10 protein-coding genes are annotated in these 12,277 nt (G+C 72.0%); 3 read left to right on the forward strand and 7 right to left on the reverse strand.

The genetic code is table 11. From position 1 onward, the window contains the following. Positions 1-75: 75 nt before the first annotated feature. Entirely contained in the window at positions 76-1,707 is a 1,632-nt protein-coding gene (locus ACTXG6_RS28385; RefSeq protein WP_445182452.1) for an L-lactate permease, read from the forward strand. Here the strand turns inward: ACTXG6_RS28385 and ACTXG6_RS28390 are convergent. Beyond that, a complete protein-coding gene (locus tag ACTXG6_RS28390; protein WP_445182453.1) occupies positions 1,704-1,943 on the reverse strand; it encodes a hypothetical protein in 240 nt (79 codons plus the stop codon). The genes ACTXG6_RS28385 and ACTXG6_RS28390 overlap by 4 nt on opposite strands. A gap of 124 nt (positions 1,944-2,067) precedes the next feature. On the opposite strand from ACTXG6_RS28390, the gene ACTXG6_RS28395 reads away from it, so the two are divergent. Beyond that, positions 2,068-3,651 (forward strand): S53 family peptidase, encoded by a 1,584-nt coding sequence (locus ACTXG6_RS28395; protein WP_445182454.1) that lies wholly within the window; start codon positions 2,068-2,070, stop codon positions 3,649-3,651. A gap of 588 nt (positions 3,652-4,239) precedes the next feature. Here ACTXG6_RS28395 and ACTXG6_RS28400 read toward each other — a convergent pair. From ACTXG6_RS28400 to ACTXG6_RS28415, 4 genes are all read right to left on the reverse strand, one after another. Beyond that, complete coding sequence (locus ACTXG6_RS28400) at positions 4,240-5,292, reverse strand: cupin domain-containing protein (protein ID WP_445182455.1); 1,053 nt, start codon at positions 5,290-5,292, stop codon at positions 4,240-4,242. A gap of 78 nt (positions 5,293-5,370) precedes the next feature. After that, on the reverse strand, positions 5,371-6,744 hold the full coding sequence (locus tag ACTXG6_RS28405; protein ID WP_445182456.1) for a M1 family aminopeptidase: 1,374 nt from the start codon (positions 6,742-6,744) through the stop codon (positions 5,371-5,373). Positions 6,745-6,868: 124 nt separating this feature from the next. Further along, positions 6,869-8,296, reverse strand: coding sequence for an MFS transporter (locus tag ACTXG6_RS28410; RefSeq protein ID WP_445182457.1), 1,428 nt, complete (start codon positions 8,294-8,296; stop codon positions 6,869-6,871). Then, positions 8,296-9,534 (reverse strand): amidohydrolase family protein, encoded by a 1,239-nt coding sequence (locus tag ACTXG6_RS28415; RefSeq protein ID WP_445182458.1) that lies wholly within the window; start codon positions 9,532-9,534, stop codon positions 8,296-8,298. The genes ACTXG6_RS28410 and ACTXG6_RS28415 overlap by 1 nt, the downstream gene beginning before the upstream one ends. 174 nt (positions 9,535-9,708) lie before the next feature. Between ACTXG6_RS28415 and ACTXG6_RS28420 the strand changes: the two genes are divergently transcribed. Continuing rightward, entirely contained in the window at positions 9,709-10,557 is an 849-nt protein-coding gene (locus tag ACTXG6_RS28420; protein ID WP_445182459.1) for a MurR/RpiR family transcriptional regulator, read from the forward strand. A 6-nt stretch (positions 10,558-10,563) separates the two neighbouring features. On the opposite strand, the gene ACTXG6_RS28425 is transcribed toward ACTXG6_RS28420, so the two are convergent. Both ACTXG6_RS28425 and ACTXG6_RS28430 read right to left on the reverse strand, forming a co-directional pair. Then, the gene (locus ACTXG6_RS28425; RefSeq protein WP_445182460.1) at positions 10,564-11,427 is read right to left on the reverse strand and encodes an NAD-dependent epimerase/dehydratase family protein; all 864 of its coding nucleotides are present in this window, start codon (positions 11,425-11,427) and stop codon (positions 10,564-10,566) included. Further along, a complete protein-coding gene (locus ACTXG6_RS28430) occupies positions 11,424-12,227 on the reverse strand; it encodes an IclR family transcriptional regulator (protein ID WP_445182461.1) in 804 nt (267 codons plus the stop codon). Before ACTXG6_RS28430 ends, ACTXG6_RS28425 begins: the two co-directional genes overlap by 4 nt. Positions 12,228-12,277 lie beyond the last annotated feature (50 nt).

Here is a 12,277-nt window from a genome sequence, read left to right on the forward strand (position 1 = left end):
GCCGACACCCCACTTGCGCAGTGATCGACTCCAGCTCATCGTGGACACATGATCGCTGAGACCGGGAGGTAGGACGTGCCGCCCTTCCTGCAGATGGTCGACCCGCTCGGGTCAGTGTTCGCCAGCACCCTGGTCGCGATGGTCCCGGTCGCCGTCCTGCTGGTGTTGCTGGCCGGTCTCCGGTTCTCCGCCCTGCCGGCGGTGATCCTCGGCGCGGTGGTGACCCTGTCGCTCGCCGTCATGGTCTGGCAGGCCCCACCCGCGGAGAGCTTCGAGGCGTACGGGCTCGGCATGTTGACCGGTCTGTGGTCGGTGGACTGGATCGTGCTCTGGGGCGTGATCATCTATAACACGATGGTGGCCACCGGCGCGTTCGAGGCGTTCAAGCAGTGGCTGATCCAGCAGGCCACGGCGGACATCCGGGTGCAGACCATCCTGATGGCGTGGGCGTTCGGTGCCCTGATGGAGGGGTTGGTCGGCTTCGGCTACCCGTGGGCGGTCGTCGCGCCGATCCTGATCGCGCTCGGGGTGGCCGATCTGGCGGCGATCCGGGTGGCGGCCATCGCGAACAACGCCCCGGTCTCCTACGGTGCGCTCGGTGCCCCGATCATCGGTCTCGCCGCGGTCACCGGGCTGCCGCTGATGGAGCTGTCGGCGTCCATCGGCAAGATCGTCGCCATCCTGGCGCTGCTGCCGCCGTTCGTACTGATCTACCTGGTCAGCGGCCGCCGAGGTCTGCGCGACGGCTGGCCGCTCGGCGTGGTGGGCGCGCTGGGGTTCATCGCGGGGCAGTTCCCGACGTCGCAGTTCCTCGGCCCGTACCTGCCCGACGTGGTCGGTTCGCTGGTGTGCTTCGCCGCGCTGCTGGTGTTCCTGAAGTTCTGGCAGCCCAAGGTGCCACTCGGCTTCGGCGGCGTCCCGCTCGAGCCGGCGACCATCCGCACCGGTCCCGGCGCCGCCGAGGCCGGCGACCGGATCAGCACCCGCGCGGCGGTGCGCGGGCTGGTGCCGTTCGGGATCCTGGTCGCGGTGGTGGTCGTCTGGACCGGGCCCTGGTCGCCTCTGCCCGGCTACACGCCGTTCGCGCCGGCCGTGAAGGCGATCAGTTCGCTGGACTACAAGATCACCAGCGTGAGCTTCAAGTGGGCGCCGTTCGTGGCCGGCACCGCGATCCTGGTGGCCTGGCTGCTCGTGGTGGCGTTCCTGCGCCCCACCGTGAGCCAGCTCGCGCGCACCTTCCGGGAGACGTTCCGGCAGATGTGGGGCGCGCTGCTGGTCGCGCCGTTCATCTTCGGGCTGGCCAACGTCTTCAACTACGCCGGGATGGCCAACTCCATGGCCAACGGATTCGCCAAGATCGGCCCGGTGTACGCGGTGCTGGCCCCGGTGCTCGGTTGGATCGCGGTGGCGCTGTCCGGCAGCAACACCTCGTCGAACGCGGTCTTCGGTGCGTTCCAGCTCACCGTGGGCAAGCTGCTCGGCGCCCCGGTGCTGCTGTTCCCGGCGCTGAACTCGGTGGGCGCCGAGGTCGGCAAACCGGTGGCCCCACAGACGGCCAGTGTGGGGGTGGCGACGACGTCCATGGTCCGCAAGGAGGGCGACGTCATCCGCTACAACATGCCCTGGACGCTGGTCATCCTGGCCTATCTGATCCTGATCGCCCTGCTGTTCTACTTCGTCTTCCCGGACGCCATGAGACTGCGCTAGCTAGGAGCACCCCCCTGCTGGGCGGCCGCCGCCATCTGTTTGAGCATGTCGTCGTGGATGATGTCCACCCGGTTCCTTGCCTCCGCCGCGACGAGGGCGTCCCGGATGACGGTGAGCTTGAGTGCCTCGTGCACCTGGTCGACGGGGCTGTAGAAGGTCCTCGCGGACTCCGGGTAGCCCGGCGCGAAGGGTTCCGCCTTGTACTGGTCCAGCTCGCTCAGCGAGGGCAGTGCCATGCCGACCTCCCACTCCTTAGGACGATCACCGGGTGATCTGTCCAGCCTCTCAGTCCACGCTCTGTGGGTGTCGCAGTCGCCTGGCAGAATGCGCCACTCCAAGAACAACACGGAGGTGGCTCAGGTGCCGAACGGCCCTCGGTTGGTGGCGCTACCCGGCAGCGCGCGGGGCGCCGTGGCGGCCTGGACGGAAACGTCGGCCGTCCCGGCGGACACCGATGTCGAGGTGACCGTGGTGCTGCGGCGGCGGTCCGCGTTGCCCTCGCTGGTCGCGGCTGCCGCGATCGCGCCCGAGGAGTTCGCCGAGCGGTACGGCGCCGACCCGGCAGACCTTGACCTGGTCACCGCCGAGGCTGCCCGCCAGGGGGTCGAGGTGCTGGCCGTGCACCCGGCCGCCCGCCAGGTGCGGCTGCGCGGCAGCGCCGAGACGCTGTCCGGCATGTTCGGCACCGAGCTGCGCCAGGTGAACCGGCCCGGCCCGGGCGGCACCGAGATCGCCCACCGGTACCGCACCGGCGAGCTGAGTGTCCCGGCCGCCTGGGACGGCGTGGTGACCGCCGTGCTCGGTCTCGACGACCGGCCGCAGGCGAGTCCCCGGTTCCAGGTCGCGCACCCGAGGGCGGTCTCCCAGAGCTACACGCCGCCGCAGCTCGGCCAGATCTACCGGTTCCCGCCGAACACCGACGGCGCCGGCCAGACCATCGCCATCGTGGAGCTGGGCGGCGGCTACCAGCAGAGCGACCTGGACGCCTACTTCAGCGGTCTCGGCCTGCGCACCCCCTCGGTCAGCGCGGTCGGGGTGGACGGCGCGGCGAACGCACCGGGGCGGGACCCGCAGGGCGCGGACGGCGAGGTGATGCTCGACATCGAGGTGGCCGGCGCCCTCGCCCCGGCGGCCGACATCGTCGTCTACTTCGCGCCGAACTCCGACGCCGGCTTCGTGGACGCGGTGGCCCAGGCGGCGCACGCCACGCCGACCCCGGCCGCGATCAGCATCAGCTGGGGCGCCAGCGAGGACAGCTGGACGGCACAGGCCCGTACCGCGCTGGACGAGGCGATCGCCGACGCGGCCGCGCTCGGGGTCACGGTGACCGCGGCCGCCGGCGACGACGGCAGCAGCGACCGGGCCCCCGACGGCCGCGCGCACGTCGACTTCCCGGCGTCCAGCCCGCACACCCTGGGATGCGGCGGCACCCGGCTGGTCGCCGACACCCGGACCGGCGCGGTGACCGAGGAGACCGTGTGGAACAACGGCACCGGCGGCGGGGCCACCGGGGGCGGTGTGAGCGCGGCCTTCCCGCTGCCCGCCTGGCAGAACGGCGCGGGTGTGCCGGCCCGCAACGGCGCCCCCGGTCAGGGCGGCCGGGGTGTGCCGGACGTGGCGGCCGTGGCCGACCCACAGACCGGCTACCAGGTGCGGGTCGACGGCTCGAACACGGTCATCGGCGGTACCAGCGCGGTCGCTCCGCTCTGGGCCGCGCTGGTGGCCCGGCTGGCCCAGGCGACCGGTCAGCGGCCCGGGCTGCTGGCGCCCGCGCTGTACGCCCGGGTGCGGGCCGGCGTGGTGAGCCAGGGGTTCCGCGACATCACGACCGGCGCCAACGGCGCCTACCGGGCCGGGCCGGGGTGGGACGCGTGCACCGGCCTCGGCGTGCCGGTGGGCACCGACCTGCTCACCGCGCTCAGCAAGCCGCCGGCCGCCGTCTAGTGTCCCGCGTCGGAAATTCGTGTGATAAGTCCGGGGATCCAGGTGGCGGCTGGCAAGGCGCCGCCCGCTGCTCATACCGGGGTATTCGCCAGGGCGGCAACGCCGCCAGGCGTCATCTGGGTGCCGGATTATTGCGCAGATTTCCGGCGGGGCACTAGGAACGGTCTGAACAATGCATGCTCTGCTGCGCGGCCGCCCAGTCGGCGCCGCGCGACGTTATCGGAGTGGCCGATACAACCCAGGTAGCGGCCACTCCGAAGACGACACAAGCCCTGCGATGCATCGGTCTGTGGTCGGGCTGGGCCGCGGCCGTCACAGTCGGTGATCGGCAGATTGAGCAAGGCTGCTGACCTGGGGAGGGGCTACGTCGAGGTCGACGTGAGTCCGGTTTGCGGCGAAAAATAGCGGACTGACGTGGGTCTCGGTGACAAGGGACGGCGCCAGTCGCGCCAGGTCGACACCGGGCCGCCCCGTCGGTGACAGGGCGTTACCGCCAGCGTTACGGCGGTGCTGTGTGTCCTGTTCGGAAGGCGTGGGCGTTCCACGACCGGCTCACCGCGCCGACTCAGACCCGCTCGCCGCGGCGGTTCAGAGCCACTGTTCGCGGTAGAGGCCCAGGGTGCGCAGTACTGGTTCGTCGGTGTAGGAGAACAGGGTTGCGTCGCTGCCGGGGGGTACCTGGTGGGAGTACTGGGCCCAGCCGGGCACGCAGAAGATGTCCCGTTCGGACCAGTCGAGCCGGGTGTCACCGACGGTGGTGGCGCCCGAGCCGGAGACCACGTGGTAGATGGTGCTGGCGGTGTGGCGGCGGGGCAGGCCGGTGAACCCGGCGCGCAGCCGGGCGATCCGGGCGCCGATGGTCGGTAGCACCGGGCCGCCGGTCCACGGGTTGGTGTACTCGAGCAGGATGCCCTCGGCGGCGCTGCCCTGGGCGTCGTCGGCGATCGCGGCGAGGGCCCGCTCGGTTTCGGCCCAGGGGTAGTTGCCGACCGGGGAGACCTTCGGGTGCTCGGTGTCGGGGGTGAGCCAGGTCGGGTTGAGCCGCCCGTGCATGAACTGCCGCGTGGACAGCTCATCCGGGGTCCTCGGCGGTGGCGCCGGGTGGTCGTAGATCTCGAAGAACCCCGCGTGCAGGCTGTTGACCAGCGGGTAGTCCAGCCCGTCGAGCCACATCATCGGGGTGTCGCCGTCGTGGGCGTGGTCGTGCCAGTGCCAGCCGGGGGTCAGCAGCAGGTCGCCGGGGTGCATCCGCAGCCGCTCGCCGTTGACCGTCGTGACCGCGCCGTCGCCCTCGATGATGAACCGGAATGCGTTCGCGCTGTGCCGATGGGTCCGCGCGGTCTCCCCCGGCATGATGATCTGGATGCCGGCGAACAGGGTGTTCACCGTGGCCGGCGGGTCGGTCAGGCCCGGGTTGACCAGCATCAGCACCCGCCGCTCGGCTTCGGCGATGGACAGCGCCGTGCTGAAGTGCAGCGCCAGCGGCCGCAGCCGCGCATAGGGCCACAGGTGCGCCACGGCCGGGCTCACCGGCTGGGCCGGCATCAGGTCGCCGTACTGCCGCCACAGCGGAGCCGCCGCGAGGCCCGCCAGGTCGGCGTAGGCGCCCTCGTCGGTCGTCGGAACATCCGTGCTGGTCATGCCTCACCCCGAAGCCGGTCCGACTGATCTCTGACCCGATGGTAGGCCCCGCCCCGGCCGCGCGGGTCAACGAAAGGATCAGTTGGCGAATGCACCGGCCGTGCGCAGCAGACCGAGCACCGCCTGGTCACCGGAGAAGGCGCGGGCGAAGTCGTCGGGCGTCGCCACCCGGTGCGCGTTCGCCTTGATGTAGGACCGCAGCTCGCTGTCGAACCGGTCCGCGCCGATCTCCGAGCGGGCCTTGAGCAGCGCCGCCGCGCCCTGGTTGTAGGCCGCCTCGGTGTAGCGGTCGTTGCCGCCCCGGCTGGGCCAGTAGCTCATCGGCTGGCCCATCAGACCGACCACCCGCTCCGGGGTGTCGTCGTAGGCGTAGGAGCTGGCGTCGCCGCCGACGAGCGCCTCGCCGACGGTGGCCAGCGTCTCGTCCAGCCACGGGTGCTCGGCCTGGTTGTTGCCGACCAGCGAGTAGAACCACTGGTGCGACACCTCGTGGCTGACCAGGGCGCGCAGGTCGCTCTTCTTGGCGTCGCTGAACTGGATGGCCGTGGGGAACTCGGTGCCGTCGCCGGGCTCCGGGGTGACCGTGACCCACAGGTCCGGATAGGGGAACGGGCCGAAGTGGTCGGAGAGCGCGGTGACCGCCCTGCTGATCTCGGCGGCCCAGGTCTGCGCGTCGACATGGCTGCCCTCGGCCGGGGTACCCACGTGCAGCCGCACGCCGTTGATGTCGCGCTCGAGCATGGCGTAGCGGCCGACCGCGATCGAGACGTCGCGCACCGACGCCGCGGTGAACCGGTGCGTCGTGGTGCCCGGCGAGCTGCCTGCCGCCTGCCCGGCCGCGGTGCCGGTACCGAGCACCTGGAAGTCGGACGGCGCGGTCACCGAGAGGCTGCGCAGGTTGAACTCCTCGCTCGCCGCGGTCTCGCCGTTCATCGCCACCGCCGGGTCGCGGGCCCAGCCGGAGCCCCGGATCCAGGCCAGCAGCGGGAACCCGCTGCCGATCCAGGACGTCGGCCCGGTGCTGGAGTACCCGACACGCTCGTCCGAGTCCTTGCCGAGTGCGACCTGGAATCCCAGGTCGGCGCGCACCGACTGGCCGGCGTTCACACACTGCGCGAGCGGGATGCTGATCAGGGTGCCGGGGGCGCCGTCCGGGGCACCCGCGGGGAGGACCTGCCCGGGCACCTCGCGGCCGTCCACCGCGGCACCGGTGACCCGCAGGGAAGCACCGTTCGCGGCGGTCGTCGGGTTGTTCGTCCAGGCCCGGAACACCAGCTCGCAGACCCTGGCGTCCGGGGTGAAGACCACCGACTCCCGGCCGGTCGCCGTGCGCAGGTCGGGTGCCATCTCGTAGCTGAGGTCCACGACCGGGCGCTGGGGCCAGAGCGTCGCGTCGTAGGCCGACGCGTCGACCCCCGAACCCGCGCAGGCCCCGAGCAGGGCGACCGACATCGTCAGGACCAATCCCGGGGTCCAGAGCGCACCGCCCCGAACCCGCCCCCACCGCACACCACGCACCCCAGCGACGTTACGCCGGCCGAGGCCCGTGGATCATGAGAATCAGATATGTGCCGGATCAGTGAGCGGGCGGGGCCGGCCCGGCGGGCGCGGCGGTGCCGGTGGTCTGCGCGGTGATGTCCTCCAGGGTGCGGCCCGCGGTGGACACGCCCAGGGTCGACACCGCCAGCACACCGACCGCCAGCACCGCGCAGGTCAGCACGAACACCCCGAAGAACCCGAGACTCGAGTACGCGCTGCCGATGATCAGCGGCGACAGGATGCCGCCGACCCGGCCGAACGCGGACGCGGCGCCCATCCCGGTGGCCCGCACGGCGGTCGGGTACACCTCCGGGGTGTAGCTGTACAGGCAGGCGTAGGTGCCGTTCATGAAGAACGACAGCAGAATGCCGAACACGAGCAGCTGGGTGTTGCCGGCCGCGGTGGCCAGCCCGAACGCGGACAGCGCGCCACCGGACAGGTAGGCGCCGATCGTCCACTTGCGGTCCAGCCGCTCCGAGACGAACGCCGCCGAGTAGTAGCCGGGGATCTGCGCCAGGTAGATGGCGATCGAGTAGCCGAAGCTCTTGGTGATCGTCAGGCCCTGCAGGATCAGCAGTGACGGGATGAAGGTGAAGAAGCCGTAGTAGGCGAAGGTGATCGAGAACCACAGCGTCCAGGTGGTCGCGGTCTGCCGGGCCATCGCGCCGCGCCACAGCCAGAGCACCGCCGCGAGCCCCTGCCCGGCCGGCCCGGCCACCCGCTCGGCGGTCCGCTCGGTGGCACTGATCTCCGGCAGCGGCCGGCCGGTGGCCCGCCGCACCTGCTCCTCGAGCCGGCCGACGACCGCCTCGGCCTCCTCGACCCGGCCCTTCGCCAGCAGGTAGCGCGGTGACTCCGGCAGGGACCGGCGCCACCACAGCACCATCACGATGGGCAGCGCGGTGACCAGCTGGACGATCCGCCAGCCGTTCGCGAGCGGCGGCACCAGGAAGTAGCCCAACAGCGCGGCGAACACGAACCCGAAGGCGAAGAAGCCGGCCAGCGACCCGATGAAGCGGCCGCGGAACCGGCTGGGTACGAACTCGGAGAGGAACGGCGCGATGATGGCGCTCTCCGCGCCGGTGCCGATGCCGGCGATCACCCGGAACGCGAACAGCACCGGCCAGTTCGGCGCGAACGCGGCCACCACCGAGGCCGACGCGTAGAGCACCAGGGCGTACATCATCACCCGGCGCCGGCCGATCCGGTCTCCGAGCAGACCGGCCGCCAGCGCACCGACCAGGAAGCCCATCAGCGTCGAGCTGGCCAGCAGGCCCTGTTCCCGCCCGGAGAGCGCGAACACGGCGGCCGCCGAGGGCAGGATGAACGCGATGACCGCGCCGTCCATCCCGTCGAAGGTGTAGCCGAGGCCGCCCTGGAACAGCAGCCGCAGGTGCGGCCGCGACATCGGCAGCCGCTCGACCCTGGCGAGCAGTTCCCGCTGCTCCGCCGGCGCCTCGGTCATCAGATCAGGGTGTTCTTGTGGACACGGCCGCGATGCATGATCAACCGCAGCGCGTCGGCCGGTTTGGTCAGCACCGCGATGTCCTCGAGCGGGTTGCCATCGAGGACGAGCAGGTCCGCCGAGGCGCCCGGCGCGAGGGTGCCGATACGGCCGGGCAGCCCGAGCAGCTCGGCGGCCGTGGTGGTGGCGGACCGGAGGATGTCGGCGGCCGGCTGCACCTGGGCGCGCAGCGCGAACTCGGTGAGCTGGCGGTAGTGCATGTCGCCGAGCAGGTCGGTGCCGTACACGATCTTCACGCCGCCCCGGTGGGCCAGCTCCAGGGCGTGCAGCCCCGCGTCGAGCACCTCGAAGACCTTGGCGAAGCTCTCCGCCGGCAGCCCGGCGGCCGGCCCTTCCTCGGCCAGCGCGGAGTAGGTGGCCAGCGTGGGCACGTAGAAGGCGTCGTGCTCGAGGAACAGCGGGATGCTGGTCTCGTCGATCAAGTTGCCGTGCTCGATGGACCGGACGCCGGCCGCCAGGCCGCGGTTGACCGCCTTCGACGTGTAGGCGTGCCCGAGCACGTACCGGTTCGCCGCGGTGGCCTCCTGAACGGCCGCCCGGATCTCCTCGACGGAGAACTGGGTGCTGTCGATCCGGTCGGTCGGCGAGGCCACCCCGCCGCCCAGCATCAGCTTGATGTGCTCGGCGCCCTTGCGGATCTCGTCGCGCACCGCCCTGCGGACCTCGTCGACGCCGTCCACGACCCGGCAGTGGGTCGGCGCGCAGTAGGCGTCGTCGTGCACCTCCCGGCCCCGGGGGCGGCCGTCGCCGTGCCCGCCGGTCTGCGACAGCGCCTTGCCACCGAACACCACTGTCGGCCCGACGAAGTAGCCCTCGCGCACCGCGTCGGCCAGCCCGTAGTCCGCGCCGGCCGCGTCGCGCACGGTGGTGAAGCCCCGGTCCAGCATGCCGCGCAGGATCTCGCCGGCCCGGGCGGCGACGTAGTAGGGCGACTGCTCGGCGGCGGCCGGCAGGTTCGCCGTGTAGGCCAGTACGTGCACGTGCCCGTCGATAAGCCCCGGCATCACCACCCGGCCGCCGGCGTCGATCTGGCGTGCGCCGGTGCTGGCTCCGGGTGAGTCGCCGACGTCGACGATGTCGCCGCCCTCGACCGTGATGACCCGATCGGGCAGCAGTTCACCGGCGGCCGGATCGAGGATCGACGCGTTTCGGATGACTACTCTGCCCTGGTCAGCCATGGTTTACCCCTCCGGCGAACGACCGCTGCGGCAACACGACACCCGGCACCGGCGCACTGGCTGGCATCGTGGATGCATGCAATGCTGACAGCATCCCTAGGGCGATGCAATATTCGTAGCAGCAGTTTTCCAGCGGAAATGTGCGGCAACAGTCGGGAGCGGAGGGCGCGCGCGATGGAGACCGCCGAGACCTGGGTGCGCGACCGCACCGACGGCGCCGTGCTCGGGCCGAAGTCCGAACGCGTCGTGCACCTGCTGGCCACCCAGGCGGAGTTCACCTCCTACGCCTCGGCCAGCGCGGTCGCCGGGCGCGCCGGGGTGGACGCCGCGACCGTGGTGCGCACCGCCCGCGCGCTCGGCTTCGCCGGCTGGCCCGACCTGCGGCTGGAGCTGCGCAACCGATACCTGTCCTCACTGCGGGCGAACGAGGTTCTCAGCGAGCACGAGGACGCCGCCTCGGACCCGATCCTGCACGCGCTGCGCAGTGACGCCGACAACCTGGCGCTCGCGATCCGGACCGTCGACGTCGCCGCGGTGCGGGCCGTCGCGGCGGCGATCGCGACCGCCCGGCGCACCCTGGTGATCGCCTCCGGTAGCTTCGCCGGCCCGGCGCACCAGCTGGTGCACTCCGCCGCGTTCATGGGCCTGGACGCGCAGCTGCCCGGCCGGGGCGGCACCACCCTGGTCAACGCGCTGACCAAGCTCGGCCCCGGGGACTGCCTGGTCGCGATCAACTTCTGGCGGCTGCCCCGGGAGATCCGGGCCGCCACCGAGGCCGCGCACCGCGCCGGCGTGACGACCTGCGTGCTGACCGACCTGCGCAGGTCCGCGCTGACCGAGCTGGCCGATCACACCGTCACCGTGCCCTGCGAGGGAACCAGCCACTTCCCCTCGCTGACCGCGTCGATGGCCGTGGTGCACGCGATCCTGGCCGAGATCACCCGCACCCTCGGCGAGCCGGCCCGGGCGGCGATGCGCGCCACCGAGGACCTGTGGTCACGGCTGGACCTGATGTGTGACTGACCGGCCTCACATCGGGTTGGGCGCACCCAGCGGTGCGGTGCAGAACGCGGCGCCGCCGACGTAGGGGAACTTCAGCGCCTCCGCGCCGTCGCCGGCCAGCAGCTGGTCGGCATACCGCTCCGCGTTGTCCAGCGACTTGTACCCGAGCGCCTCGGCCTCGGCCAGTGAGCAGATCCGCCGGGTGTTGTCCGAGACGCCCCAGATCAGCCGGTAGCCGGGGGCCGGAGCGGCCAGGCAGGCCTCGAACAGCCGCGCGCCGTCGTCCGGCGACAGCCAGGTGATCAGCCCCCGGGGCCCCAGCGGCAGCGGCGTCTCGAAGCAGGAGCCGATCCGGACCGCGATCACGTCCATGCCGAAGCGGGAGTGGTAGAGGCTGCCCAGCGCCTCGATGGCCGCCTTGCTGACCCCGTAGTAGGTGTCCGGGCGGGGCGAGGAGTCGGCCGGCAGCCCGCCGGGGCCGGCCGCCGTGACTTCGGTGACCTCGCGGAAGCCCACCGCGTGGTTGCTCGACGCCAGGACCACCCTCGGCACGCCGGCCAGCCGCGCGGCCTCCAGCACGGTGTGCGTGCCGCTGATGTTGACCTCGACGGTGTCCGCCCAGGCGGTCTCCCTGCTGTGCCCGCCCAGGTGGATGATCGCGTCCACACCGGCACAGGCGCTGGCCATCGCCGCTGGATCGGTCACCGAGCCGGCGACCAGCTCGACCCGCTCCCCCGGTTCGGCCGGCGCCAGGGTCGCCACGTCGAGCAGCCGCAGCACCCGGCCGTCGCGGCGCAGCCGGGGCCGCATCAGCCGGCCCATCCCGCCCGCCGCGCCGGTGATCAGGATCCGCTGTGCCGCATAGCCGGCGCCGTCGCCATGGCCGGTCATCGGACGCCGGCCCGGCGCAGCCGCGCACCCAGCTGTTCGGTCGTCTCCATCAGCAGCTCCCCCACCCGGCGGGCCTCCTCGTCGGTGACTTTCTCGACCGGCATCGAGCAGCTCATCGCGTCACTGCCGGGAATCCGGTACGGGATGACGGCGGCGACGCAGCGCACCCCGAGGGTGCCCTCCTCGGTCTCGGTCGAGTAGCCGCGCTCCCGGATCGCGGCGCACTCGGTGTGCAGCGCACCCAGGTCGGTGATCGTGTACGGGGTGAGCGGCGTGAGCGTGCCCGGCAACAGCGCGCCGATCTCGTCCTGGGTCAGCTCGGACAGCAGGGCCTTGCCCAGCGCGGTGGCATACGCCGGCAGGGTGCGCCCGACCCGGGACACCAGCCGGATGGAGTGCCGGGACTCCCGGGTCTCCAGGTACACCACCTCGGCGCCGTAGCGGCGGGCGAAGTGCGCGGTGTACCCGGTCACCTCGCGGAGCTGCTCCAGGGCGTCGGTGGCGTACGGCACCACCGGGTCCCGGTCGACGTACGCGGTCCCGCAGATGAGGGCACGCACGCCGAGGCGGTACTTGGTGCCGCTCGCGTCGACCTGCAGCCAGCCGGCCTCGAACAAGGTGTGCAGCAGCCCGTGCAGGCTGGACCGGGGAAAGCCGGTCCGCGCGTGCAGGTCCGACAGCGACAGCCAGGCGTCGGTCGCCGCGAACGTCTCGATCAGGTCGATGGCCCTGCGGGCGGACTTCACCCCCACCGGCGCGGCACCGGACTCGACGGCCGTTAGTTCGGTCTGCTCGGACATGAGCTCCCTGCCCTGTTCATTGACTTGTGACTCGGGCCATATTAGCGTCC

This window comes from Pseudonocardia sp. Cha107L01 (genome assembly GCF_052566575.1).